The sequence below is a fragment of the Candidatus Binatia bacterium genome (assembly GCA_036563615.1).
Taxonomy (GTDB): domain Bacteria; phylum Desulfobacterota; class Binatia; order UBA12015; family UBA12015; genus DATCMB01.
Genome location: DATCMB010000023.1, coordinates 320,930 through 347,183 on the forward strand (window position 1 = coordinate 320,930; position 26,254 = coordinate 347,183).

The following is a 26,254-nucleotide window of genomic DNA, read 5'->3' on the forward strand; positions in this document are numbered from 1 at the left end:
AATATTAACGCAGGGTCTGGTGGCCCCAGATGCTCCTTTGGTCGTAGCGACGGTTCTGCTTCCAGGGCTCAATGATGACCTTGGCGCCGTGGCCGACCTCGACGTGGAACCCGGCGGGGCTCGCGACGTAGAAGCTGAACATGCCGTCGTTGGGGTGGCGGCCGAGACCGTTGGGGATCGCGAGGTTCGTCTGCCAAACGCGATCGAACGCGCGACCGACGTCGTCCATCGCGTTGGTTTCGAGCATGATGTGGTGCAGCTTCTGCGGCAGCTCGACGGGCACCTGGGCGAGAGCCATCGAATGGTGCCGCGCGTTGCAGTGGTAGAAGCGCACCTCGAGCTCGAATCCGGGCGCGAGCTCCATTTCGAGCCAGTCGGATTGACGCATGCCGAGACCGTCGACCAGGAAGCGGTGCGACTCGTCGAAGCGCGACGTCGCGAGCACGACGTGCCCGAGGCCGACGCCTTCGGTGTGGAAGCCACCCGGGACGAGCGGCGACTCGAACGGCGTCGGGGCGTTCTCGAGGCCAAGGACGAGCTCGACCGGTATGCCCCACGGCGGAAGCGTTCGCGCGACGCGCGACGCTTTGCGGGCCGACGCGTCTCCGTCCGTCACCTCGAAGCCGGCCGCTCGCAGTCGGGCGACGAAGCGCTCGAACGCGTCGGCGTTCGCGACCTCGAAGCCGACGTAGGCCGCGTCGTTCGCCGCTCCCGGCTCGACGATGATGCGCCGCGCCTTGCCGTCGCTGCGCCAGGTGTGCGGCGCGTCGCCCGGCACGAGGCCGATCACGTCCCCGAAGAAGCCGTCGAGCGTCGAAGGGTCGGGCACCTCGATGCCCACGTAGGCCAGCTCAAGCTCAGATTTCATGGCGATGCTCCATTGCGCTGGAACGGATCGGTCGGTGGGCTAGTTTGATCAAATGATAAGGAATCTGTCAAGATCGTTGATCATGTGATAGAGTCGAACCATGCCGCGCCGCCGTCGCACGCCCGAACGCGAAACCCGCCCGTCCGCCGACGCCACCCGAGAGCGGATCCTCGAAGCCGCGATCGAGCTGTTCTCGGAGCGCTCGTACGACGGCGCCACGCTGCGCGACATCGCCGCCCGCGCCGGCGTGACGCAGCCGCTGCTCAACTACCACTACCGCTCGAAGGACGACCTCTGGCGCGCGGCGGTCGACGCGCTGTTCGAGCGGCTACGCGCGACGCTGGCGCAGCGGACGGAAGGGCTCCGCGGCGTCGACGCCGTCACGACCGCCAGGCTGCTCGTCCGGGAGTTCGTCGTCTTCTCGGCGCGCAACCCGCAGCTTCACCGCCTGATCACGCAGGAGTGCAAGGCCGACGGCGAGCGGCTCGACTACCTGGTCGAGAACCACGTGCGACCGCTCTACGACGCCACCGTCGCGCTGTTCGAGCAGCTGTCAAGCACAGGAGCGCTGCCCAAGGTGGCGCCCGTCCACCTGTACTACCTGCTGACCGGCGCAGGGACGACGATGTTCGTCCTCGCTCCCGAGTGCCGCCGGCTGTCGGGCGTCGACCCGTTTGCGGACGAGGTCATCGAAGCGCACGCCGACGCGGTGTGCGCGGTGCTGTTCGGGGATTGAGCCCGCCGCGTCCGCCGCTACGACCGCGGCGCGCTCTCCGCCGAGCGCACGCTCACGGTCGGCGTCCGCCGGCGCGCGCACGCCGCTCCGTACCCCGAGCTGCACGCGCGCTCGTAGAACGTCGCCGCCTGCTGCACCTCACCGCGTCGCTCGTGCAGCTCGGCGAGCAGCTCGCAGCCGCCGGGGTCGCCCGCGTCGCACGAGCCGCGCGCGAAACGCAGCGCGTTGTCGAGGTCGGCCGTGCCGTAGATCTGCGCGAGCCGGAAGCAGTCGTAGGCGGCCCAGCCGCGGCAGCTCGACGACAGCTGGCTCACGGCCCGTCGCCGCAGGCGGTCGACCTGCTTCTCGCTGCAGGCGTCGGGCTGCTCGGGGTAGATCAGACGGTCGGTGCAGAGCTGGGCGAGGCGCGCGCAGCCGTGGCCGTCGCCGGCGTCGCACGCGGCGCGCGCGAGCTTCGCCGCTCGCGACGTATCGAGACGGAAGCCGTCGTCCGCGAGCAGCAGCTCGCCGAGCGCGCTGCAGCCGAGCGCTTCGCCGCGACGGCACGCGTCGCCGAGCAGCGTCCAGGCCTTCGTCACGTCGCGCTCGACGCCGCGTCCTTCGCCGTACAGCACGCCCGCCCGCGTGCAGCTCGCGAGATCGCCGGCGCGGCACTTGGCCTCGCAGTCGGCGGCGTCGTAGGCGCGGCACTTCGGCTCCTTGGCGAGCTTTAGCTTGACCTGCGTGGGCTCTGCCGTATCGACGTCGGCGAGCGCGAACGGCGCGAGAGCGCGCGCGATGTCGGCATAGAGCTCGGCGAGCCAAGGCGGCCTTCGCCCGACGCGCTTCAGCGCGACGCTCGCATCGACTCGGCGCAGGTCCATCGGGCTGATCACGACCAACAGGTTCTCGATGCCGATCCGCTCCGCGAGCGCGAACAGCTCCTCGATCGCCTCGTTCCCGATGGGCAGGCAGCCGACCGACACGCGGTCGCCGTGGATCATGATGTCGCCGCCGAGCCGCGTGCGGCCTTCCTCGCTCGCCCGCGCCTGGTCGAAGGCGTTCGGGTAGTCGAGGCGCAGCGACAGGTGGTAGGCGCTGCGCGGGTTGAGCGCGGTCACGCGGTAGATGCCCTCCGGCACCTGACGATCGCCCTGGCGCAGCTTGGGCCCGAGCCGACCACTCGTCGCCTGCACGAGGTAGGAGCGCACGAAGCGCCAGCCGCTGTTCTGGTCGTTCGCGGCCCAGAGCTCGAGCCGGCCCTCGTCCTTCAGCGCGACGAGCGTCACCGCGCGTGGCGGGTAGAGGACACCGCGTGCGGCAAAGCGTCCGGCAAGCCGCGCCTCGGCGTCGTAGAGCGCGACCTGCGTCGATGCGGAGCGCGCTCCGAGGAGCGCCGGGAGCACGACCAGCAGCGCCAGCAAGCGCCCACACCCCGACCGGCTCCGTGCCCTCCACTGCATCCGTGCGTCGTCGCCACCGCACCGCGCGCGGTGCCGGTCAGCGCCGCACCGCGGTAGCGCTAGCGCGGCAGCGATGTCAAGTAACCCACGTGACCTGGCGTGTCCTGATCGGCCTGCTCCTCGTGCTCGACGCCGTCGCCCCCGACGCCCGCGCGGAGCGTCTGCAGGTGTGCGGCTTCGGCTTTCACAGCCCGGACGAGCTCGCCGCGTTCGAGAGAAACCTGCCGCCGACGGACTTCGAGTTCATCGACCTGAGCCCGCCGCCGCTCGGCGTGGCGCCGTCGGACGCGAGCGACGAGTACGGCTGGCTGCAGGGCGCCTGCCGGCAGGACCTGCGCTGCGAGGTGGTGGTCTTCTCGGGCGAGTTCGCGGGGCGGTTCTTCGGAAGCTGCGGACGGTCGCTGAGCCTGCAGGCGCTGGAGGAGGCGTCCTGCCAGGCGCGCTGCGACGGCCTCTTCCACGCGCCGCGCGAGGTCTTCCTGCTCGCCTGCAACACCCTCGCGACCAAGGACGAGGACATGCGCTCGCCCGAGGCGTACCTCCAGGTGCTGCTCGACCACGGCTTCGACCGGGCAACGGCCGAGCGCGTGGTCGCGATGCGCTACGGCCCGCTCGGACCGACGTTCCGCGAGGCGTTGCGACGCGTCTTCATGGACGTGCCGCGCATCTACGGCTTCTCCTCGGTCGCGCCGCTCGGGCGATACACGGCGCCGATGCTCGACAAGTACTTCCGCAGGGTCGGCGACTACCGCCGCCACCTCGAGCAGATCTCGCGCGGAGGTCCGCCGAACCGCGCCCTCGCGGCGGCGTTCGCCGGAACGAGCCTCGTCGAGACCACGGGCCTCTCGCGCGACGAGCCCGCGGCCGCGGATCGCGACCTGATCTGCGCGCTCTACGACGAGCGGCAGCCGGTCGTGCGCCGGCTCGAGATCGTTCGCGACCTCGTCGCGCGTCCGGACGTGCTGTCGTTCGTCCCGAGCATCCAGGTGTTCATCGACCGCCATCCCGAGGAGGAGATGTCGCGCGACGAGCGGCGCGTGTTCGAGGAGATCAAGGCGGACCAGGCCGCGCGCGACAGCGTGGTCGCGCTCGTGCACCAGCTCGACGTCTCCGCGCTCAAGCTCGAGCTCGGCCACTTCGCCGTGCACATGGGCTGGCTGCCGCAGCCGGAGTTCCGCGCGCTCGTGATCGAGAGCGTGCGCGAGCTCCTGCGCCGCCCGCTCACGAACGAGGTCGTCGACGTGATGTGCGAGGTGCCGAAGCACGAGAGCGTCGGCGACGAGTTCACGCTCGAGGACGTTCCGGCGGGGCTGTTCCGCGAGCCGGAGGGGATTCGCTTGGTGTCGTGCCTCGCGCTGCCGGGCGACGAGGTGAGCGAGCGCTTCGAGGCCGCGCTCGTCTCCGACGATCCCGAGCTACGCCTCTGGGCGGCGCATGCGCTGTCACGTCGCCTGCCGCTCTCCGAAACCGTGCTGCTGCGGATCACCGAGCACCTCGACGATCCGTCGCCCGACGTCCGCGTGCGCCTCGAGTGGATCTTCCGCGCGCAGCGTCCCATGCCGCGCGACGTGCAGCGCGCGGTCAAGCGCAAGCTTCCGGGTCTTGCGAAGGAGATGGGCTGGTGATCCGAGAAGCGAGGCGGCCGCCAGCCGCGTGTCGCAACACGGCGTTGCCGTGCTGCCGCACGCGAACGCCTCAGGCGGCTGGCGCCGCTCGCTCAGCGTCCGTCGCCGACCGCGGCGAGCCAGCGCTCGACGTCGGCGAGCAGCTCCGCGGGCTCGAACACCTCGACGCCGTGGCCGCTGCGCGCGTAGCGCGGGAAGCGCACCGTCCGGACCTCCGGGTCGGGGCCGAGCGCGCCGGGGCGGAAGCGGATCTCGAGCGCCTGGGGACGCGGCTCGTCGCCCGGCCAGGGCACGGACTCGACCGACTCGACGAGCGTCGCGTGGCTCGCGAGCGCCTGCGGGAGCGCCGCCGCATAGATCACCAGGTCGAGCTCGGCTGCGGTGATGAAGGTCTCGACGGAGGCGAGGTTCTCGAGGAAGATCGCGCCGAAGTGATCGTCGACCGGCTCGATCGGCAGACCCGCCTCGACCGCCCGGTTGTCGTAGAACGCGGAGGTGATCTCCGGCTGGCAGCTCATGAAGTAGCGATCCCACGGCCGGAGCGTGCCGAGCGCGGAGGCGAGGCTGCGCTCGTCGGGGCCCGCTTCCTGCTGCGCGACGGTGGCCGCCGGGACGTCCGACGAGGCGTGCGCGTATTTGCTTGACGACGCGTCCGCCGCGAGCGGCAGGCGTGCGAGCGCGCGCGCCATCGCGGACAGCGTCGCGCCGGGCGCCTGCACGGAGAGCGGGACGGCGAAGTCCTCCGAATCGCGCTGCTCGCCGGGGAGGCGGAACGCGAGCTTGCGCGCCGACGCGCCGAGCCCCCCGATCGCGTGAATGTCGGTTTCGAGCAGAGCCTCGAGGAACCGCGGGTCGAGGATCGTCTGCCCGTAGCGGTCGAAGAGCTCGACCAGGAAACCGGTCGGCTCCGTGTAGGCGTAGACGTCGCGCTGCGCCACGCGTTCGACGAAGTCGAGCGCGTCCGTGTAGGGCTCGCACTTGGTGTCGGTCGGATCGCACGGCGTCCACGGGACGCCGATCTCGTCGGCGATCCGGTGGATCACGGAGCCGGGCTCGAGGAAGAGCGCAGCGCTCGCGCGATCCTGGGCATGGCCGGAGAGGAGCGGCTGGATCAGCACCTGCCGGTCGAACTGCCGCGCCGCGACCTCGCCCGCCGGGCGTCCCTGCTCGTCGGGGAACGCAGCGGCGAGGTGCTCGTGGATCTCCGCGACCAGCGCGTCGTCACGGTAGATCGCTCCGCCCCCGGCGTAGCGCTCGGGGTGGAGCACCATGTGCAGCATGAGCGTCGCCCGGACGCCGCCGTAGCTCTCCCCGACCAGCACGACCGGCGTCGAGCGCAGCTCGGGGTGCGCGGCGAGGAAGCGCAGCACCACGCGCAGCACGTCCGCCGCGTCGAGGTAGGGGTTGAAGTTCTGTACGTCGAAGGCGGCGCTGCGCGCTTCGTCGTCCGCCGGATCGGGCAGCAGCCCGTAGGAGAAGCCGGTCATCCGCGCGTCGACGTAGAGCAGGTGGCCGAGCCGCGCCCACGACACCGAGCTGCGCCCGATCGTGCGCCCGCCGTTGTACGCCGGGTCGAGCGTGATCGGCGCGGTGTTGACCGAGAGCAGCGCGTCGCTCGTCGGGCAGCCGGGACCGCCGTTGAAGAAGACGAACAGCGGCCGCTCGAGTGCGCCCCCTTCCGCGGGATGGAACGAGTAGAAGATGCGCGTCGGGTCCGACACCAGATCGAGCTCCGCGCCGTCCGCGCGCAGCGAGAAGGAAACGGGCTCGATCTCGACGAAGCCCGCTTCGGGGGCGAGCGGCCCGGACGGCTCCGGCGCCGACCGGTCGGAGCAGCCGGCGAGGACGGCAATCAGGAGCGGGAGGAAGACGGCGACGATCGTCGCGCGCCGCGGCGAACGAGCTTCGAAGCACGACACGCACCGATCATCGGGTCTGTGACCTTCGTTCTTGAGCACCGGTCGCGCGCCCGGTACGCGCGCGCATTACGCGCGGCCCGGGAGGCCGGTCGCACCGGAGTGCGTGTCGGCGCCCTTGACGCCTCTGTGCCGGTGGGCGCGGCGCCGGACCCGGCCCGCCGCACCGCGCCCGCCGGCACCGAACCCCAGGAACGGAGGCGCGCCCAACAACGCGACCACGCGAACTGCGCACGCGCGAAATCGTCGCAACGAAATTTTCGCTAAAGCGCTTTTCTTGCGCCCGCCATGCTGGCTATACGCGCGCACATGCCAGCACATCTCGGCCCCGTCACGCTCGCCGGCGATCTTGGCATCGACATCACCGCCGTCGACCGCTGCGGCACGCTCGACCTCGCGCTCGTGCACCGCGGCACCCAGCTCCACACGCTCCGCCTCGGCGCCGACACGCCGTCGCTTCCGCTGCGGTTCGCGCTTCCCGGCATCCTCGACGTCGACGTCGCCTTCGGCTGGGACGGCGCGATCGGCGCTCTGACCGGCCGCGGGCACGTCCGGGTGGGCGATCGCACCTTCGACCTCGACGGCTGGAGCCTGCTCTTCGATCCCACACCCGGCGAGGTCGCCGGCAGCCCGATCGCCCATCCGCCCGTGGTGAAGAGCGTCAAGTATGGCGACTCCAAGTTCACCGAGCCCATCCCGTGCGTGATGCGCCTGCACGTCGACGAGCTCGAGCGACACCTCACGCCCGTCGGCCGGATGGTGCGCCAGACCTTCTTCCGGGCCTATCCCGACTTCGTCTTCAACGTCGTGGCGTGCGTCGGGGCCGACCGTCAGCAAGACGACCGTCGGCAAGCCGACGCCGCGCGCGCGGACGGCGACGCAGAGCGCGAGAAGGACGAGCTCCCCGTCGGCGTCTACGGCGACCCGACGTCCATCTGGTTCAACGTCTTCTTCGGCTACTACCAGATCGACGCGCCGAAGCCGGCCTGGAACCGCCCCTTCGGCTACGAGAGCGCCGCCGGCGTGCGCGCGAAGGTCGCGTTCGAGGACGTCGTCCGCCTCGGAAAGTCGGACTGGAACTACTTCTCGAACTGGATGTACGGCGTCCCCCGGGACGCGATCACCCCGTACGACGGCATCGACATAAAGGCGGTGCTGACCGCCGCGAAGCCGATCAAGATCGGCACCAAGGTCTGGCACGAGGTGAGGATCGGCAAGGTCGAGGTCGTGAGCGCGTTCCAGTCGAGCGCTCCGGGTGCGGCGCAGCTGACGTTCAACTGCGCGCTCACGCCGCTCTGGCAGCTCTCCTTCGGCCTGCCGAGCCCGTGTCCGGTGCCCGCGCAGAGCTTCGTGCCGACGGTGCTCGAGTCCTCGTTCTTCATGTCGTACTTCGAGGACGACGAGACGTACCACACGGTCATGTTCGGCGGCACGAACCGCTACCAGGGCGATCCGCAGTTTCTGCAGGCGCAGCTCGACGCGGCGCTCGCCGTCATCAAGACGAATTATCCGATGCTCGGATTCGCCGCCGACTGAGCGAGAAGCGCATCGGCCTGCTGCACGTCGAGCGTGTCCTCGCCGCCGTCGATCCGTGATCGCAGGTCGCGGAGCACGGCGAGCGCCTCCGTCGCGTCCTCGCCGCGGCTGCGCAGGAAGCCCGCCAGCGACGTCGCCGCGCGCAGCGCCGTTCCGACCGAGCCCTGCTGCTCGGCGAGCGCCAGCGCCTTGCGGAACTTCGCCTCGATCGTGGCCGGCGGCCCGCCGCTCGCGCGCAGCACCTCGGCCTCGAGGCGCTCGATCTCGCTGGACCAGTACTGCTGGCCGGTCTTGTCGGCGACGTCGCGCGCGACGGCGAGCAGCGCCGCAGCCTGCTCGTGGCCGCCCGCGCACAGGATGGCGTGCGCGATCATCGACGCGGCCTGCGGCATGTTGCCGCGCCGGCCGTTCGACCCGGCGGTCGCCGCTGCGCTGAGCAGCTCGGGAATCAGCGACGCGTCGCGGCTCTGCAGGATGCGGCCGGCGAGCGATTGCGCGCGTCCGAGCGCCACCCACAGATCGAATCCTTGCTCCTCGCCGATCGCCATCAGGGCGAGCCCGTACTCCGTCATCTTGTCGTACTGGCCGCGTCCCCAGTGGACCAGGCCGAGGAAGTAGAGCGCGTAGGCGCGGTCGAACGGGCGGCCGTGGCGCTCCGCGAGCGCCATCGCCTCGCGCACGCGCTCGAGCGACGCGTTCGGGCGGCCGAGGTGCCAGAGGGCGCACGCGCCGAAGCACGCCGCGACCACGCCCATGTCGGTGCCGATCCGGTACGCGGCGGCGTGGTGGCGGTCGGAATCGTAGAGCCGCCAGGCGCGTTCGGAGCTCTCGAAGCACGCCGCGAAGTCGCCGGTGAAGATCTGCGCGATCGCGAGGTGGACGAGCGCCAGGATGCGCAGCTCGTCGTCGTCGAGCGACTCGGCGAGCTCGAGCGCGCGGCGCGAGAGCTCGCCGCCCCGGGCGATCCGGCCTTCGTTGAGGAAGAAGATCGCCACCCCGACGAGCGCTTCCGCGAGACGGCGCTCGTCGCCGAGCACCTCCGCGAGCACGCGCGCGCGCTCGTACACGGTCTCGACGCGCGGATCGGCGTAGCCGTACAGCGTGATGATCGCCGCGCCGAGCGTCATCTGCAGATCGAGCTCCTGGCTGCGGCGCTGCTCGCTGTCGCGGAGCTTGCCGAGCAGGTCGATCGCGTGCTGCACCTGGTCGAGGCTTTCCTTGAAGCCCGAGTGCTTCGCCGCCACGTCGGCCGCGACGCGGTAGGCCGCGACCGCGAGCTCGATCTCTCCCGCCGCCTCGTGGTGACGGGCGATGATCTCGGGCAGCGCGTCCTTGTCGTCCTGCAGCTCGTGCGTGAGGACGCGCGCGACCCGCGAGTGCAGCTCGCGGCGACGTCGGATGAGCAGCGAGCCGTACGCCGCTTCCTGAATCAGGGCGTGCTTGAACGTGTAGGTCGCCTCCGGAGGCTCGCCGCGCTGGAACAGCAGATCGGCGTCGACCAGACGCGCGAGCTCGCTCGCGAGCGCCGCGTCGTCGATCTCCGCCACCGTGGCGAGCAGCCGGAAGGTGAACGTGCGCCCCAGCACGGAGGCGAGCTGGGCGACGCGCTTGGCGGAGTCGAGCCGATCGAGCCGCGCCATCAGCGAGTCGCGCAGCGTCATCGGGATGTCGAGCGTGTCGAGCGGCTGGCCGAGGTCCCAGCGACCGTCGCTCTCGACGAGCATCCCGGATTCGAGGACCATGCGCCCGACCTCTTCGGCGAAGAGCGGGACGCCGTCGGTGCTGGCGACGATGCGGTCGAGAAGCGGCTGCGGCAGCGGCAGCGTCGTGACGCCCTTCAGCAGCGCGCGGACCTCGGGGTCGTCGAGCGGCGGAACGGTCACCGGCGTGACGTGCGAGCGCGGCGGCCACGGCAACGTGAACTCGGGACGCGCGGTCGCGACCAGCAGCAGCTTCGCCGTCGGACACTGGAAGACGAGCTGTCCCAGGACGTCGAGCGAGGAGGGATCGGCCCAGTGCAGGTCCTCGAAGCAGATCACGACCGGCGTGCGCTGCGCGACGCCGAGGAGCCACTGGCACAGCACCTCGATCGTGCGGTGGTGTTGCCGCGACGGGCTCATGCGCATCGCCTCGAACCCCTCCGGGAGGATGGGGATCGAAAGCAGCCCGGCGATCAGCGGCAGCGCGTCGCGGTCGCGGACGGCGGCCGCGGCGAGCGCCGTCTGCAGCTTGTCGAGCTGCTCCTCCGGCGTGTCGTTGGGTGAGAAGCCGAGCGCGCGCGTCGCGAGGTCGATGATCGGCCGGAAGGCCGTCCCCTTCGTGAACTGCGCGGCCGCGCAATCGAGCCACAGGTGCGGCGTGCCGTCGAGGCGGCGGCGGAACTCGGCGACGAGGCGCGACTTCCCGATGCCGGGCTCGCCGAGGAGCACGACCGCCTGCCCGCCGCTCTCGCACGCGCGACGCCAGCGATCGTTCAGGATGGCGAGCTCGAGCTCCCGACCGATGAACGGCACGAGACCCGCGGAGGTCGCGAGGCGGCCTCGCGCTCCCGTCGCTTCGAGAACCCGGAAGGCCCGCACCGGAAGCGCGACGCCCTTCAAGGTCTGCGGGCCGAGCTCCTCGACGACGAAGCGGCCCGGAACGAGACGCTGCGTGGTCGCGCTCATGACCACGGTGCCGGGCGCGGCCGCGTCCTGAAGCCGCGCGGCGACGTTGGTCGTGTCGCCGAGCGCGAGCGTCTCGCGCCGGGTCGCGTCGCCGACCCGTCCCACGACGACGGGCCCGGTGTGGATGCCGACGCGCACCGCCAGCCGGCGATCGGCGCCGAGCCGTCCGTTGAGCTCGTCGAGCGCGTCGACGATCCCGAGCCCCGCGCGAACCGCGCGCTCGGCGTCGTCCTCGTGCGCTTGCGGGTAGCCGAAGTACACGACGACGCCGTCCCCGAGGTACTGCGCGACGTGGCCCTCGTGCTGCTCGATCACGGCCCGCGTCGCCTCCTGGTAGGCGCGCACCACCTCCTGCCATTCTTCGGGATCGAGGCGCCCGGCGATCTCCGTCGAGCCGACGAGATCGCAGAACAGGACCGTGAGCTGGCGGCGCTCGCCGTCGCCGTCGGCACCGCTCGACGGCGACGCGGCGCGGCCGTCCGCGACGCGCGCGCCGCACTCCGAGCAGAACCGCGCACCGGGCGCCACCGCGGCGCGACACTGCCCGCAGAAGCGGGCGAGGGCGGCACCGCACCACTGGCAGAACTTTCCGCTTCCGGTGTCGCGACCGCAGGACGGGCAGCTCATCCGATCGGCACTCCCGTCCGAGGTGTACAAAATTCGCGACGCGGACACAGCAGCTGGCCTGTCCGTCAGAAAAAACGACGCCGGACGGCGCGCCGCACCGGATCGCACCGCCCGGCGTCGCTTGAGCCCGGCGACGCTGCCAATCGCCGAGCTCAGATCGAAGTCAGAGGGTGATTTCGAGCAAGAGCGGCCCCAGCAGGTCGAGCGCCTTCGACTTGGCCGTGTCGTCGGCGACGATCGCGCAATCGAGGAAATCGGGGAGTCCGTTGCGGTTCGCGTCGTCGCTGCCGTCGGCCTTCAGCTCGAGCTGCGCGGTGAGGGTCGCCGTGCCGCCGACGCCGGCGCCCTTGGTGACGATCCCCGAGAGGGTTGCGGTGAGGCCATCCAGCTCGAGCGTCCCGAAGATCGTGCTCTTGAGCCCGGTGATCTTGGTCGCACCGCTCATCCACTGCACGTCCACCGTGCCGTAGATCCGCGGGTACTCACCCGTCGCGGACGGGTCGTTGGGCAGGCCGATGCCGAGGCAGTCGCCGTAGAACGTGAGCTTGAGCTTCGCCGTGGCTCCGGTGACCGGAAGGCGGCCCCCCGCAGCGGTCTTCTTCACGCCAAACTTCGAGCTGGTCGCGATCTCGTCGAGGTCGTCCTCGTCGGCGGCGCAGGCGCCCAGGCTGGCGAGCTGGCTCGAGAGGGTGACCTTCCCGTTCTTGGTGGTGAGCCCCGGCGAAAGCTTGACGTCGCCGAGATCCGCGGAGCTGCCCTCGGTGCACTGGAACAGGGGATCCGTGTCCCCGATGTCGGCGCTGGCCGTCCTCGCGAGCGCGCCGCCGAAGATCGCCGCAAGCGCGAGGCTCGAGGCGAAGGCCAGGGTGTAGAGCTTTCTCCAGCGCATGATCATCGATGCCTCCTGCGATCGACCGGGCGCGCGCGCGGTCGTGGCGAACGACGGCGCTCGGCGTCCGTGTGCCCTGCGAGAGGCGCAGTAGCGCCATGCGGAGCGCGTCAGCAAGTTTTTTGTTGTGGGAAAACGCTCGCCGACGGCGCCTGTCGTCGAAAATCAATCTTTTGTCGGAAACAATCAATCGAAGAGCTTTGCGGCAGCGGGCCGCCGGTCGCTACGCACTGCTTGACCAGCTCGTAGTCGCGAGACTAACACGTTCGACAGGGGCGTAATGAACAAAGTACTTCTTGGCGTGGGAAACCGGTGTGACGAGCTGCGCCGACGCACCACCGGCGCGACCCTGCGGTGTCGCGCCCTCGGACCGAGCGAGCCCTGATGCCCCACTGCAGCGCGTGTCGACGCGAGAACCCGTCAAGCAGTAAGTTCTGTGGCGGCTGCGGTGCGGCGCTGACGCGACGGTGTCCGCGCTGCGGCGGGCACGTGGCCGCCGCAGCGAGCTTCTGCGGCGAGTGCGGCGCCGCACTCGCCACCCGCCCGGAGCCGACGGCACGCTCCGACGGCGAGCGCCGCCACGTGACGGTGCTCTTCGCCGACCTCGTCGGCTCGACCGAGCTGAGCACGCGGCTCGACCCCGAGGAGTGGAGCGACCTCGTCGCGCAGTACCTCGAGGCCATGGCGAGCGTGATCGGGCGCTTCGGAGGGCACGTCGTCAGGTACATGGGCGACGGTGTGCTCGCGCTCTTCGGCTATCCGCGGGCCCACGGTGACGACGCCGAGCGTGCGGTGCGCGCCGGCCTGGCGATGCTCGACGAGATGCGTGCGACGGGCACGTTGGAGGCGTTGTCCGTGCGGGTCGGGATCCACGCCGGCCTCACCGTCGTCACCGACGCCGGCGACGGGCCCGACGTCTTCGGCGAGACGCCGAACGTGGCCGCCAGGGTGCAAGCGGCGGCGACGCCGAACTCGGTATTCGTGTCGAGCGCGGTGCAGCGTCTGGTGGCGGGCCTGTTCATCGTCGAGGACCGCGGTCCGCACGAGCTGCGCGGCGTGCCGTATCCGGTCACGCTCTATCGCGTCGTCCAGCCGAGCGGCGGCGTGCGCAGCCGGCTCGCGTTCGAACGACGGCGGACGCGTTTCGTCGGGCGCGAGCGCGAGCTCGCTCGCTTGACGCGCGCCTGGGAAGACGTCGTCGCGGGCACGGGGCGGACGATCTTCCTCGTCGGCGAAGCGGGGATCGGCAAGTCGCGGCTCTGCGCGCAGCTCCGCGACGAGCTCGGCGGCGAGCCGCACACCTGGATCGAATGCCACTGCAGCCCGTTCACCGCTGGCACGGCGTTCTGGCCGGTGATCGAGCTCGCGGCGCAGGCGCTGGGCTTCCTGCCGACCGACGAGCCCGCCGACAAGCTCGAGAAGCTGCGCCTCGGTCTGGAGCGGGCCGGCTTCACCGGCGACGAGCCCGCGCTGCTCGCCGAATGGCTCGAGCTGCCGGAGAGCGCCGGCTACCGCCGGTTGCCGCTCGCTTCCGACGTCAAGCGCCAGCGAACGCTCGACACGCTCGCCGCGTGGAACCGGCGCATGAGCGAGATGCAGCCGATCCTGCTGCTCGTCGAGGATCTGCAGTGGTGCGATCCCTCGTCGCTGGAGCTGCTCGGAAGGCTGATCGCGCAGAGCGAGACGACGCGCCTGCTGCTCTTGTGCACGGCGCGGCCGGAGTTCACGCCGTCCTGGCCGGCGCGTGCGACGTTCACCACCGTGACGCTCGGACGTCTCACGAAGGAGCAGACGCTCACGCTCGTGCGCGACGCGATGCCGCGCGATCTCGACGCGCGCCTCGTCGACGCGGTGGTCGAGCGCGCCGATGGCGTGCCGCTCTTCGCCGAGGAGCTCGTCCAGGCGGTCGCCGAAGCGGACCACGCCGAGGCCGAAGGACACATTCCGGCGACCCTTCAGGACTCGCTGATGGCGCGGCTCGACCGACTGCCGTCGGGGAAGCGCGTGGCGCAGACCGCCTGCGTTCTCGGACGCGAATTTTCGTATCGACTCCTCGAGGCCATCGGCGACATCGACGAGGTCGAGCTGCGCCGCGGGCTCGCGGAGCTCGTCGACGCCGAGCTCGTGTTCGTGCGCGGCGATGCGTCGGACGCGACCTACACCTTCAAGCACGCGCTCGTGCAGGAGGTGGCATACGGCTCGCTCTTGCGGCGCACGCGCCAGCGTCTGCACGGGCGCGTCGCCGACGTGCTGCTCGCCGAGCGCGCGGCCGGGCGACAGGCCGAAGCCGAGGTGCTCGCGCGCCATGCCGAAGCGGCGGGACGCCTCGACGAAGCGGCGGCGGCGTACCAGGAGGCGGGCGACGCGGCGCAGTCGGCGTCGGCGCACCAGGAGGCGATCCGCCACTTCCGCCAGGCCATCGCGCTGCTCCGCAAGCGCGAAGAGGAGGGCGCGGGCGATTTGCGCCGCGAGGCGGCGTTGCACGTGAGCCTCGGCGCCTCGCTGATCGCCAGCGCGGGGTTCGCGCATCCCGAGGTCGAACGAGCCTTCGAGCGGGCGCGCGCTCTCTACGAGCAGGTGGACGATCTGCGCGGCATCGGCTTCGCGCTCGGGGGGCTCTCCGTGTTCCAGCACAACGCCGGATGTCTCGCCGAGGCCGACGCGCTCGCGACCCGGCTCGACGAGCTCGCGCGCGAAACCGGCGAAACCGATCTCCAGCTGCTCGCCGACCGCGCGCTCGGGGTCATCCAGTACTACCAGGGGCGATTCGCGTCTTCCCTGCAGCGCAACGAGCGCATCCTCGCGCTCTACCAGATGGGTCGGCACCACCCGATGGTCGCCATGGCGGGAGACCCGCGCACGGCCGCTCTGGCGGTGACCAGCCTCAACCTGCTGGCGCTCGGCTTCCTCGACCGCGGCGCCGCGAAGGCGGAGGAAGCCATCGCTCTGGCGCGCCGGCTCGGCAGCCCGTTCAGCCTGGCGCACGCGGTGTTCTACGCCTGCTGCGCGTACACGAAGCTCCGCGATCGCCGCGCACAACGCGCCTGCGCCGCCGAGACGATCGCCATCGCAGACGCGGAGGGCTTCCCGTCGTGGTCGATCCTCGCTCGCACGTGGGACGCAGCAGCCCGTCTCGCCACCGGCGAGCGTGACGCGTACGGCGAGCTCCAGGCCTGCGTCGGGCTGATCGGCAAGGCGAGCCGACGCGGCGTCGCACCGCCGCCGGTCCAGTGGCTCGTCGCCGAGGCCTGTCTCGAGGTCGGACTCGACGACGACGCGATCACCGCGGCCGAGCGCGGGCTGCAGGACGCGGCCGCGCGCGGTCAGCGGCATTTCGACGCCGACCTGCATCGCATCATCGGCGAGGTGCTCTTCGCGCGCGGCGAGCACGACGCGGCGGAGACCCGCTTCCAGCAGGCGCTCGTCGTCGCGCGCGAGCAGGGGGCGAAGCTCTTCGAGCTGCGCGCCGCGACGGCGCTCGCTCGATTGCGGCTCGCGCAGAGCCGCGCGTCCGAAGCGCGTGCGGTGCTCGAGCCGGTCTACGGCTGGTTCCGCGAAGGCTTCGACTTCGACGATCTGCGCACCGCCGGGCAGATCCTCGCCCAGACGACGCATGCGAGCACCATGAACGCCGCGCCACACTGACACGCTGCAAGGGGGACGCGCGATGGCCAACCTGCGCTACGTCTGCCTCTCCGACCTGCACCTCGGCGCCGACTACAGCATCCTCACCCCGACCGAGCGCGACCTCGAGGCGCCGGGCCCCGTCCTCACCACCTTCGCGGCGGCGCTCCGGCAGCTCATCGCGGGTCTGCCGACGAGCGCCACGTCGCCGCCGCAGCTGCTCGTCCACGGCGACCTCCTCGACCTCGGGCTGAGCCCGCTCGACGACGTCGCCAAGGGCTTCCAGCGCTTCGTCGAGGCGCTGCTCGTGCCGCCGACGCCGCTCGCGCCCGACCTGCGGGTCATCCCCGGCAACCACGACCACATGATCTGGCAGTGGGCGCTCGAGGAGCACTACGTGAAGAAGCTTCGCCACGGGAAGCTCGAAACGATGAAGCCCGTGACGCGGCTGTTCGCGGAGCCGGCTGCGGACGGGGACGCGTATCCCAAGTCGCGGCTCCTGACCACGCTGCTGCGGCAGGTGACGAAGAACGACGAGGGCGACGTCTACGTCGCGTACCCGAATTTTGGATTGTCCAACGGCTCGGGTCGCTGCATCGTCTTCTCGCACGGCCACTTCGTGGAATCGATGTACCGCCTGATGTCCCAGGTCCGCCGCTTCCTGCGGCTCGGCGGGCCGGGCGTGCGCACGATCGAGGACCTCGAAGCCGAGAACGCGCCGTGGATCGACTTCGTCTGGTCGACGTTCGGCGACACCGGCGCGCTCGGCAAGGAGATGCAGCGGCTCTACGAGCAGCTCCAGGACGCGGCCGCCAACGCGGAGCTGACGAGCGAGCTCGCGAAGCGTCTCACCACCCGTCTGCTGCCGCACCTGCCGATGGGCGGCGAGCCGCTCGTCCGCACGTGGGCCGAGCGCATCCTGCACGCGGTTCTCGACGCCACCGTCGAGCGCATGGGCGACCTCGAGCGCAACAGCTACGCGAAGCCCCTCACCGACGACACGGTCGAAGGCCTGCGCTGGTATCTCGACGTCCCGCTCCGAAATCAGATCGACGCCGCTCTCGAGCGGATGCCCGGGGCGACGATCGACGACGTGGCGTTCGTCTTCGGGCACACCCACAAGCCGTTCCAGGACGCGATCGCGCTCGAGCGCTACGCCCGTCCGGTGCGGGTCTTCAACACCGGCGGCTGGGTGCTGGACGAGCCGACGATGTCGTCGCGCGAGGGCGCGTCGATCGTGCTCGTCGACGACGACCTGAACGTCGTCGCGGTGCGGCTCTTCCACCAGCCGCTCGACGGCACGGTCGACGGCGACGGCAAGCGCGGCGTGTACGTGCCGACGAGCGGCGCCGATCCGGCGGGCAACCCGCTCCGCGCCGCCGTGGAGCACGCGCTCGCCGCCCCGACGACGGCGCAAGCGTTTCGCGACTTCGTCGCCGCCGTGAGCCAGGCGTTCGTCGCCCGGCAGCGCGCGCTCATCGAGCGCTTCGACCTGCCGAGGGCGGGCGTGATCGGAGGTGTGCGATGACGACGGAGAAGACGCCACCGGCTCCTTTCCCGCTGTCGCGGCAGGCGTCGGCGCTCGCCGACGGCGCCAGCTACGACCTGGTCGTCGTCGGCTCCGGCTACGGCGCCGCGGTCGTCGCCTATCGCGCCGCGTGCGCCGGCAAGCGCGTCTGCGTCCTCGAGCGCGGCCGCGAGATCCTGCCGAAGGCGTGGGGGGACGACGCCCAACCGAGCTATCCGAGCACGCTCACCGACGTCTGGAGCGAGACGCAGATCAGGACCGACACGCTCGACTATCCGGAAAAGAACTCCGCCAGGCTCTTCGACCTGCGGATCGGCGACGACGTCAGCGTGCTCGTCGGCTGCGGCCTCGGCGGAACCTCGCTCATCAACGCGAACGTGGCGCTGCGGCCCGATCCGGCCGTCTTCACCCAGCCGCCCTGGCCGAAGGAGATCGCGGCGGATCCTCGTCTCGACGAGTTCTTCCGCAAAGCCGAGCAGTGCCTCGGGTCGAATCCCTATCCGCAGCCCAACGGCGACCGCTCGCCCGCGGGAAACGGCTACCCGAAGCTGCCGAAGGTCGCGGCGATGGAGACCGCGGCCAAGGCGCTCGGCCTGCCGTTCTCGTGCCCGCCGATCAACGTGAGCTTCGAGAAGAAGCCGAACGCCTTCGGCGTCCCGCAGGAGGCCTGCGTGCTGTGCGGCGACTGCGTCACGGGATGCAACTACGGCGCGAAGAACACGACCCTCATGAACTACCTCCCCGGCGCGAAGAAGCACGGGGCGGAGATCTTCACCATGGCCTGCGTCGAGTCGGTCGCGCTCGTCGACGGGACCTGGCAGGTCGAGCTTCTCGATTGCGCCGGCTCGACCGCGCGCCCTCTGACCGTGCGCGCATCCAGCGTCGTCCTCGGCGCCGGCACGCTCGGCTCGACCGAGATCCTCCTGCGCTCGAAGGCGAAGGGGCTCGCCGTCTCCGACCAGCTCGGCGCGCGCTTCTCCACCAACGGCGACGCGCTGGCGTGGGGCTACGATCTCGACTGGCCGGCGAACGATGGAGGACTGCTGGCGGCGGCAGGCGACCACCGCCAGCCGGTGTACGCGGTCGGCGCCGGCAGCCGTCTGACGCCGGGCACGACGACGGAGCCCGCGCGCGAGGCGTGGCTGCGACCGGGCCCGTGCATCGCGGGTCTCATCGACGCGCGCAAGAAGCTCGACGCGCGCACGAACGAGCCGCCCGCGGCCGAGGATGCGGGCTGCATCATCGAGGAAGGCGTGATCCCGGGCGCGTTCGCCGAGGTCGCGCCGGCGCTCGGATTCTTCGGTGACGCGCTCGCCGGCGACTTCTTTCGCTACGGCGACGGACGCCTCCGCCTGCAGGACGCGCAAGCGATCGCCACCGCCATCCGCGAGAATCCCGCCGGCATCGGAGAGCAGGCGTACCGCGGACCGCTCAGCCGCACGCTGAGCTACCTCGTCATGAGCCGCGACGACGCGAGCGGCCGGCTCGTGCTCGAGAACGACCGCGTGCGCGTGCGCTGGCCGGGCGCGGGCAAGGAGCGCGTCTTCCGGCGCGACGACCGTACGCTGCGCAAGGTCAACGAGGTGCTGCGCGGCAACTTCCTGCCCGATCCGCTGTGGAGCGACGCGCTCGGTCGCCAGCTGATCACCGTGCACCCGCTCGGTGGCTGTCCGATGGCGGAGAACGGCGCGGAGGGTGTCGTCAATCACCAGGGGCGCGTGTTCACCGGCGCGGGCACCGAGGTCTACCCGTCGCTCTTCGTGTGCGACGGCTCGATCATCCCGACGGCGCTCGGCGTCAATCCGCTGCTGACGATCACCGCGCTCGCCGAGCGCACGGCGGAGTTCGTGCTGCAGCAGCTCCAGCAGACGTCGAGCGTCGCGGCGCCACCGGCGGCGAGCGTCGCGCCGGTCGCAGCTTCGGAAACGCGGCCGATGACCCCTACGCTCGCGCTCGACGATGCTCAGGAAAAGCTCAAGGATTACCTCATGACGCTCCTGCGGCCGTGGGTCGCCGCCGAGGCGGAGACGGCCGTGAGCGCCGCTCTCGCAGCCTTGCCAGGCGATGGCGCCGTGATCGACGCCCAGGCCAAGGAGGAGCTCGTCAAGCAGAAGACGACCGAGATCATGGACGATCTCGAAGCACGTTTCCTCATGCCGCTGGCGACGACGGCAGTTGCGCTCCTGCGTTGCTTGTCCTCTCCGAGCTCGCCGGAGAGCGAGAAGTCGCGTCTCCAGGAAGCCGTCGCCGGGCAGGTCCTGCGCCTCGTGGAGCGCCTGCCGGCGGGCTTCAGCCCGTCGTTCTCGTTCACGGAACGGATGAGCGGGTGGGTCTCGGCGGTGCCACTTCCGCACGAGCCGAAGGATCGTCCGCACCAGCCGACGGACCCGTCGCACGCGCCAAAGGACCGTCCGCCGCAGATCGAGAACATCGACGCGATCTCGGATCCGTTCGAGATCGCCAGCCGCTACGGCCAGGCCGCGGGCGCGAGCGCGTACATGGTCGCCGAGCTCACGATCTCCACGAACGACCTGCACACCCGCGCGACCCAGCCGCGGTCGCCGATGTCGGACGCGGAGCGGCAGGCCTACCGATGGCAGATCACCGGCACCGTGACGTGCCCGGACGTGAGCCCCGAGCCCCTCGAGGTGCGCCCGGAGAGGAGCTACCTCGAGCTGCTGCAAGCCGATCCTCATCGGGTCGAGACCTGGGTGATGACCTATCACCTCGAGTTTGCGGCCAAGGCCGGCATGGGCGGCACGATGCTTGACGGCTACAAGATCCTCCGGCGCCGCTCGGGGTCGACGCCGTGGACGGATCTGACCACGCTGTTCGTGACCGTCACGCAGGCCGGCAAGCCGACCCGGCACGGCATTCTGCGTCTCTCGCTGCAGGATCTCGCTGCGCAGGCCACGACGATGACGGCGACCCAGAACGCCGACAGCGTCATCGGTCGCCTCCAGAGCCTACTCAAATGCCTAGGGGTCTGGGACGCGAGCTGGGACAGGATCGTCGGGCTGGTGAACGCGTACTTCCTCGCCGAGCTCGCCGGTCTCTTCGGCGAGGTCGTGATGCGCGCCTACGGCGGCCTCCTCGCCGACCTCGAGAACTTCCCCGCGCAGGACGACGCCGTGCGCCCGCGGCGCGCGCTGCGTCCGTCGACGCTCGCGCCGGAGCAACATCCGCTCACCACCGCCGACGGCGGCGAGATCCAGCTCACGCGCTACGAAGCTCCGAGCAACGCGAGCGGCAAGCTGCTCCCGGTGGTCCTCGCGCCGGGCTTCATGGTGGCGGCGTCGTCGTTCGCCGCCGACACGGTGGACACCAATCTCGTCGAGTACCTGCACGCCGCGGGCTACGACGTCTGGCTGCTCGACTATCGCGGCAGCCCGGCGCTTCCCACGCCATCACCGTTCACCGTCGACGATCTGGCGCAGTACGATTGGCCGGCCGCCGTGGAGTACGTGTGCGCCATCGCCGGTCGGCCGCAGGTGAACGTCATCGCGCACTGCGTGGGCTCGCTCAGCTTCCTCATGGCGCTGCTGCGGCCGGAGGCCGGGCAATCGGGCGGCCTGTGCAGCAAGATCGCGCGCGCCGTCTGCTCGCAGACGACGCTGCACCCGGTCTCCAACTGGCTGAACGGCGTCAAGATCGATCTCGACGTCCTCGGCGTGCTGCGCGACACCTTCGGCGTCGAGCAGATCGATCTCCGCTCGAGCACGACGACCGAGTCGAGAACGATCGACGCGTTCCTCTGGGGCGTGCCCGTGCCGCCCGGCGAGGAGTGCCTGAACCCGCTCTGCCGCCGGGTCTTCGCGGTCTTCGGACCGTCGTGGGCGCACGCCCAGCTCAACGCCGCCACGCACAACGCCCTCCTCGAGTGGTTCGGCGCCGCTTACGCCGCACCGCTCGAGCAGATCGTCGAGATCATGAAGCGACGTCGCGCCGTCGATCGCCACGGTCGCGACGTCTACCTGCCGAACCATCGCAACCTGGCGAACGTCCCGATCACGTTCATCGCCGGCGAGCTGAACCAGATCTTCACGCCCGAGAGCTCGCTCATCACGCTCGAGTGGCTTCGCCACGTGAACCCGAACGGCACGTACGCGCGCAAGGTCTTCCCCGGCTACGCGCACATGGACTTCTTCGTCGGTCGCAACGCCTCCGACGACGTCTTCCCGTACCTCGTGAAGGCGCTGGGCGGTGTCCCGCCAGCAAGAATCGGCGTGCGCTAGGCGGTCCGGATCTCTCTGCTTGTCATCCGTGGGGACGAGGACGCCTCAGGCGTCCTCGTCCCACAGGCGCAGGATGCCGGACTGGCTCGCGGTCGCCATCAGCGTGCCGTCCTCGGCGAAGATGTGCATGCGGCCGTGCACGAAGCCCGCGTGGACGCCGTGGATGCGGATGTCGCAGCACATCCACTCGGTCTCGCGCAGCTCGCGGATGCGGATCGTGTTGTCGAGGCTGTTCGCGCCGGCGAGGCGGCCGAGCGCGTGGCCGGTCGCGGACGGCACGTAGTCGGCGATGATCGCGAGCAGGCCCGAGGTCACCGGACGGCGCTCTCGCGGGCGTCCCCACAGCACCGCGTGGCCGTCCTTGCTCAGCTCGCCTTTGCGCTTGTTTCCGTAGCGCCCCTTCGCGACGCGCATGTCGAACTGGTGGTGCAGGTCGCGCGTCTGGGCGTCGAAGTGCGGCATCGGCTCGCACTCGTCGGGCGGCGGCACGTCCGGCATCTGCGCCCACTGCGCGGAAACGTTCTGCGGACGCGCGCCGAGCGCCGCGTTGACGGTCAGGATCTCGCGGTCGCCGACGTGCCCGACGACGCGCGCTTGCGTCACGTGCTTGCCCTGCTTGGGCACGATCACGTCGACGTCGAGGTACTCGCCGGGCTTCGCGTAGGCGAGGTACTGCGCGGTCGCCCAGATCGCGGGGCGTCCCGTCGTGCGCTCCATCGCCGCGATCGAGGCGGCGAGCCCGACGCCGCCGAACAGGAACTTGTTCTCCGGCGGTCCGACGCAGATCCGCGTCTCGACGGGCAGGACCCAGCGGTGCGGGTTGTGGGTTTCGCGGAGGTCGAAGAGCTCGTGGGTGAGGGGTGGGACGACGGAACTCATGGCGTCCGTCCAGGGTATGCGACCACGCGTCTGACGCCAGTGTCGGCTGCTCGGATTCCGAGAGCGACGGGCCGCGCGTCGGTACGTAGGGTGTCAAGCCAAAGGAGACCCGAGCGCCCTTCCTGCACCGACGCCGATGCCGGCGCCGGCACCGCAGGGCGCTCGTTCACGTGGCCGTCGTGCTCGCCAGCCTCGTGGTGAGCCGCTCCAAGAGCTCGAGCTCGCGCGCCATGCCGAGCTGCTCGGCCTCGGCGCGTCCGGTGGCGATCAGCTCGGCGGCGCGCTCGCGGTCGCCGGGGGCATCGCGCTCGACCAGCATCTGCGCCCAGGAGCGGCGAGCGCGCACGACGTGCGGGCGGGCGCCGATCCGCTCGTTCATCGCCACGGACGCGGCGAAGTGGGCGTCCGCTTCCTCCCAGCGGCCGAGACAGGCGGCGAGCTTGCCGCAGTACGTCCCGAACGAGCCCCCGGAGATCAGCACGCCGGCCTGCTGGCACACCTGTCCCGCGACCGGGCGGAGCCGCTCGTAGAGAATCGCCGAGGTCGTACGGTCGTTCAGATCCGCGACGGCGTGGCTCAGGGCCACCATGTAGGCCGACCAAAGCCAGTTGACCGGTTGTTCGAACCCGTCGCTGCCGAGGATCGCGAGCTGCTCGCGCGCTTCGTCGAGCCGATCGGTCTCCGTGAGCGCCCGCGCCAGGGCGACGCGCCAGGTTTTCACGTCCGGGGCTCTCTCGACCTGGTCACGCAGCCCGTCGATGAACTCGCCGAGCCGGCCCTGGTTCAGCCGCAGATGAAGAGCTGCCCCCCCAGGGCGGTGGCGGCTTCGGGCTGCCCGCCGGCAACCCCGAACTCGAAGGCCGCGATGGCCAGCCGTTCCGTGTCAGGGTCTCCTCGCAAGCCCGCGAGCATCGCGGCGCCCAGGCGGGCGACCCAGCCGAAGAAGGGCTGGCGGAGCTCCGTCGCGAGGCGCTCGAGCTCTGCGAGTGAAGCCTCCGCTCCGGCGATGTCGCCCGCTTCGAGCAGCGCCACGGTGCGGTGGTACGCCGCGCTACACGCGAGCTCGCGATTTCCCAGCTCTTCTGCCAGCGACGTCAGCTCTTCGAGGAGCGTCAAGCGCTCGGCGAGCGTGAACGGGTTGCTGATCGCGACGATGCGCAGGACCAGCACCTGCGCCAGCCCGAGGCGGTCTCCGATCCGGCGCGCGATCGCGACCGCCTCGCGCGTCAGCGAGTTTCTGCGCTCCTGCTCGTGGGTGTGGAGCAGCTCGACGGCGAGCTGCCCGAGGACACGCGCCCGCAACAGGCTGTCGCCGTCGCCGAGGGCTGCGGCGGCCTCCTCGTAGAGCGCGATCAGCTCGCGGTCGATGACGTCGCTGCTGGCGTTGAAGCCGCCGGGGCGCGCCGTGGTCAGCACCGCGCGCGCGAGCCGCTCGCCGTCGCCGAGCGCGCGTGCTGCGTCGACCGCCTGCTGCACCGTCGCGCGATACTGCGGGTTCCCGGCGCGACGCTGCGCATCGCCGAGACCGATCAGCAGATCGCAGCGCAGCGCTTCGCCTGCGCGATCCCGTGGCGTCCAGACCCCGAGGGCGCGCTCGTAGTATTCGGCCGCCTCCTCGAACGCGAGACCCGCGAGCGCGCGCTCGGCTGCTTGACGCGCGTACGCCACTGCCTTTGCCGCGTCGACCGCTTCCGTCGCGGCGAGCCAGTGGTACGCGAGCTCCTCGACGCGTGCGTCGGGCGCTCCTTGCACCAGATCTTCGAGTGCTTCGGCGACCCGACGATGCAGTCGCGCACGCCGCGTCGCGCTCAGCTCCTCGTAGAGCGTCGTGCGGATCAGCGCGTGGCGGAAGACGAACTGGCCGCCCGTCACCTCGCGTACGAGCGCCGCCGCCGTCGCCTCGTCGAGCGCGTCGAGCACCGCGTCCTCGCTGGTCTCGGCGACTCTCGACAGCAGCGCGACGTCGAACTGCCGGCCGATCACCGCGCCGAGGCTCAGGATCCGATTCGTGGTTTCGGAGAGACGGCTCAGACGCCGCCCGATCACCTCGCGCACGCCTTCGGGGATGCCGAGCGCTTCGATCGTGCCGCGGTACTTCCAGCGCTCGCCTTCCTGGAAGAACGCGCCGCTCTCGCTGAGATGGCGAATGACCTCGCCGATGAAGAACGGGTTGCCCTCCGTCTCGCGTCGGATGGCGTGCGCGAGCGAGATCCAGGACTCGTCGAGGTCGTGGCGGGCCACCGCGCGAACGAGCGTTTCCACCGCCATGTCGTCGAGCCCCTGGAGCGACAGTCTCCGGACCTCGTTCTCACGCCGCAGGTCCGCGAGCACCGCCGTCAGCGGATGCGTGCGCATGAGGTCCGTGTCGCGGTAGGTGCCGATCACGAGGAGCCGCATCGGCAGCGCGGCGCGAATCATGTGCTTGAGGAGCAGTAGCTCGGGCATCCCGGCCCAGTGCAGGTCGTCGAGGATGAGCACGATCGGGCTCTCCTGCGACGCCGCCGAGAGCAGGCCCGTCACCGCTTCGAAGAGCAGGTAGCGCTCGGTCTCCGCCTCGGCCTTCTGCGGCGCGGGAAGGTTCGGCACGCGCCGCGCGAGCTCGGGGACGATGCGCGTGAGCTCTCCGCCGTGGCTCGCGACGTGCGTCGCGAGCGTCTCCTCCGAGGCGTGCGCGACGTAGTGGCGCAGCGCCTCGACGAACGGCCGGTACGGCATCCCGACGTCCTCGTCGCACGTGCCGAAGAGCACCGTGCCGCCCTCGGCGTGGGCGGCGCGTGCGGTCTCGATCGCGAGGCGCGTCTTGCCGATCCCGGGTTCGCCCGCGAGCAGCACGATCTGGCGCTGACCGTCTCTCGCTTTCGCCCAGGCGCTCTTCAGGGCCTCGAGCTCCTTGCTGCGGCCGAACATCGAGAACGCCGGTCGCGACGCGACCCGCGGCGGCAGCGGGATGCCCGCATTCGGCTTGTCGCTCCCAGGCGACGGCGCAGGCGACGACCGGCTCGGGTAGCCCCTTCAGCACCACGGGACCGATCGGCGTGAAGGTGTGACCGCCGCGGCCGCGCGCGGTGAGCCGCACCAGCTCGGCGACCAGGATCTGGCCGCCCTCGGCGGTGGCGCACAGGCGTGCCGCCTCGATCACCGGCACGCCGAAGCAGTCGTTCCCCTCCCAGGTGACGTCGCCCAGGCTGATGCCGATGCGCACCGAGAGCGATGGCCCCGAGCTCCGCCGGCTGTGTGCATCGACGGCCTGCTGCATGGCGACCGCCGCGCTCACGGCGTCCGCGGCGCCGGAGAAGGTCGCCATGATGCCGTCGCCGGTGTTCTTCACCACGGTTCCGTGGTGGGCGGCGACGGCGTCGGTGAGCAGACGATCGTGCGTGCGGCGGAGTTCCTCGGCGGCCGCCTCACCGATCTGCGTGCGCACCGCGGTCGATCCGACCAGATCGGTGAAGAGGATCGTCGCCGTTGTGATCTGCTGGTCGGACATACGGGCGAAGATCCCTCGCTATTCCCTCGCGTGCAGAAAAGGCCGCCTCGCCGGAAGGATCACGATGTGGGACGATGCGGGCCAAAAAACGGCTGCAACTTTATAGCGTTACAGACGGTGGTCCGTCGATGATCGGATCCGACAAGCGATTGATCTTTTCTGCCAGCCGAACGCGGGACGGCGCCGTGCGCAGCGC

At 70.8% G+C, this 26,254-nt stretch carries 15 protein-coding genes; 7 read left to right on the forward strand and 8 right to left on the reverse strand.

What is annotated here, in order from left to right; translation table 11 throughout:
- Positions 1 to 4: 4 nt before the first annotated feature.
- Positions 5 to 868 carry a VOC family protein gene (locus VIS07_22620; protein HEY8518317.1) on the reverse strand — a complete coding sequence of 288 codons (864 nt, stop codon included), beginning with the start codon at positions 866 to 868 and terminating at the stop codon, positions 5 to 7.
- 100 nt (positions 869 to 968) lie between these two features.
- Between VIS07_22620 and VIS07_22625 the strand changes: the two genes are divergently transcribed.
- Positions 969 to 1,604: a TetR/AcrR family transcriptional regulator gene (locus VIS07_22625; protein ID HEY8518318.1), complete on the forward strand. Its 636-nt coding sequence runs from the start codon at positions 969 to 971 to the stop codon at positions 1,602 to 1,604.
- A 17-nt stretch (positions 1,605 to 1,621) separates the two neighbouring features.
- On the opposite strand, the gene VIS07_22630 is transcribed toward VIS07_22625, so the two are convergent.
- A complete protein-coding gene (locus VIS07_22630) occupies positions 1,622 to 3,007 on the reverse strand; it encodes a L,D-transpeptidase family protein (GenBank protein ID HEY8518319.1) in 1,386 nt (461 codons plus the stop codon).
- 128 nt (positions 3,008 to 3,135) lie between these two features.
- Between VIS07_22630 and VIS07_22635 the strand changes: the two genes are divergently transcribed.
- Positions 3,136 to 4,671: a hypothetical protein gene (locus tag VIS07_22635; GenBank protein ID HEY8518320.1), complete on the forward strand. Its 1,536-nt coding sequence runs from the start codon at positions 3,136 to 3,138 to the stop codon at positions 4,669 to 4,671.
- Between the two features lie 92 nt (positions 4,672 to 4,763).
- Here the strand turns inward: VIS07_22635 and VIS07_22640 are convergent, their stop codons facing one another.
- Complete coding sequence (locus VIS07_22640; GenBank protein ID HEY8518321.1) at positions 4,764 to 6,590, reverse strand: hypothetical protein; 1,827 nt, start codon at positions 6,588 to 6,590, stop codon at positions 4,764 to 4,766.
- 306 nt (positions 6,591 to 6,896) lie between these two features.
- On the opposite strand from VIS07_22640, the gene VIS07_22645 reads away from it, so the two are divergent.
- Positions 6,897 to 8,123, forward strand: a complete 1,227-nt coding sequence (locus VIS07_22645) for a hypothetical protein (protein HEY8518322.1) — start codon at positions 6,897 to 6,899, stop codon at positions 8,121 to 8,123.
- Here the strand turns inward: VIS07_22645 and VIS07_22650 are convergent.
- Complete coding sequence (locus VIS07_22650) at positions 8,093 to 11,416, reverse strand: adenylate/guanylate cyclase domain-containing protein (protein HEY8518323.1); 3,324 nt, start codon at positions 11,414 to 11,416, stop codon at positions 8,093 to 8,095. The genes VIS07_22645 and VIS07_22650 overlap by 31 nt on opposite strands.
- A gap of 163 nt (positions 11,417 to 11,579) precedes the next feature.
- Entirely contained in the window at positions 11,580 to 12,311 is a 732-nt protein-coding gene (locus VIS07_22655) for a hypothetical protein (protein HEY8518324.1), read from the reverse strand.
- Between the two features lie 378 nt (positions 12,312 to 12,689).
- Between VIS07_22655 and VIS07_22660 the strand changes: the two genes are divergently transcribed.
- The 3 genes from VIS07_22660 to VIS07_22670 are packed head-to-tail and all read left to right on the forward strand — an operon-like array spanning position 12,690 to position 21,692.
- Positions 12,690 to 15,950, forward strand: coding sequence for an adenylate/guanylate cyclase domain-containing protein (locus tag VIS07_22660; GenBank protein HEY8518325.1), 3,261 nt, complete (start codon positions 12,690 to 12,692; stop codon positions 15,948 to 15,950).
- A 22-nt stretch (positions 15,951 to 15,972) separates the two neighbouring features.
- The gene (locus VIS07_22665; protein ID HEY8518326.1) at positions 15,973 to 17,457 is read left to right on the forward strand and encodes a metallophosphoesterase; all 1,485 of its coding nucleotides are present in this window, start codon (positions 15,973 to 15,975) and stop codon (positions 17,455 to 17,457) included.
- Positions 17,454 to 21,692 (forward strand): alpha/beta fold hydrolase, encoded by a 4,239-nt coding sequence (locus tag VIS07_22670; protein ID HEY8518327.1) that lies wholly within the window; start codon positions 17,454 to 17,456, stop codon positions 21,690 to 21,692. The genes VIS07_22665 and VIS07_22670 overlap by 4 nt, the downstream gene beginning before the upstream one ends.
- Before the next feature lie 45 nt (positions 21,693 to 21,737).
- On the opposite strand, the gene VIS07_22675 is transcribed toward VIS07_22670, so the two are convergent.
- The 3 genes from VIS07_22675 to VIS07_22685 form a co-directional block, all read right to left on the reverse strand.
- Entirely contained in the window at positions 21,738 to 22,571 is an 834-nt protein-coding gene (locus tag VIS07_22675) for an acyl-CoA thioesterase (GenBank protein HEY8518328.1), read from the reverse strand.
- A gap of 166 nt (positions 22,572 to 22,737) precedes the next feature.
- Positions 22,738 to 23,292: a hypothetical protein gene (locus VIS07_22680; protein ID HEY8518329.1), complete on the reverse strand. Its 555-nt coding sequence runs from the start codon at positions 23,290 to 23,292 to the stop codon at positions 22,738 to 22,740.
- Positions 23,293 to 23,354: 62 nt separating this feature from the next.
- On the reverse strand, positions 23,355 to 25,478 hold the full coding sequence (locus tag VIS07_22685) for an AAA family ATPase (protein HEY8518330.1): 2,124 nt from the start codon (positions 25,476 to 25,478) through the stop codon (positions 23,355 to 23,357).
- 158 nt (positions 25,479 to 25,636) lie between these two features.
- Between VIS07_22685 and VIS07_22690 the strand changes: the two genes are divergently transcribed.
- Positions 25,637 to 26,164: a hypothetical protein gene (locus VIS07_22690; GenBank protein ID HEY8518331.1), complete on the forward strand. Its 528-nt coding sequence runs from the start codon at positions 25,637 to 25,639 to the stop codon at positions 26,162 to 26,164.
- Positions 26,165 to 26,254: the final 90 nt, after the last annotated feature.

Excerpts from the sequence above, each read along its gene's own strand:
- VIS07_22620 (HEY8518317.1), bottom strand. The coding sequence starts at position 868 with ATGAAATCTGAGCTTGAGCTGGCCTACGTGGGCATCGAGGTGCCCGAC.
- VIS07_22625 (HEY8518318.1), top strand. The coding sequence starts at position 969 with ATGCCGCGCCGCCGTCGCACGCCCGAACGCGAAACCCGCCCGTCCGCC.
- VIS07_22645 (HEY8518322.1), top strand. The coding sequence starts at position 6,897 with ATGCCAGCACATCTCGGCCCCGTCACGCTCGCCGGCGATCTTGGCATC.
- VIS07_22650 (HEY8518323.1), bottom strand. The coding sequence starts at position 11,416 with ATGAGCTGCCCGTCCTGCGGTCGCGACACCGGAAGCGGAAAGTTCTGC.
- VIS07_22655 (HEY8518324.1), bottom strand. The coding sequence starts at position 12,311 with ATGATCATGCGCTGGAGAAAGCTCTACACCCTGGCCTTCGCCTCGAGC.
- VIS07_22660 (HEY8518325.1), top strand. The coding sequence starts at position 12,690 with ATGCCCCACTGCAGCGCGTGTCGACGCGAGAACCCGTCAAGCAGTAAG.
- VIS07_22665 (HEY8518326.1), top strand. The coding sequence starts at position 15,973 with ATGGCCAACCTGCGCTACGTCTGCCTCTCCGACCTGCACCTCGGCGCC.
- VIS07_22670 (HEY8518327.1), top strand. The coding sequence starts at position 17,454 with ATGACGACGGAGAAGACGCCACCGGCTCCTTTCCCGCTGTCGCGGCAG.
- VIS07_22675 (HEY8518328.1), bottom strand. The coding sequence starts at position 22,571 with ATGAGTTCCGTCGTCCCACCCCTCACCCACGAGCTCTTCGACCTCCGC.
- VIS07_22685 (HEY8518330.1), bottom strand. The coding sequence starts at position 25,478 with ATGTTCGGCCGCAGCAAGGAGCTCGAGGCCCTGAAGAGCGCCTGGGCG.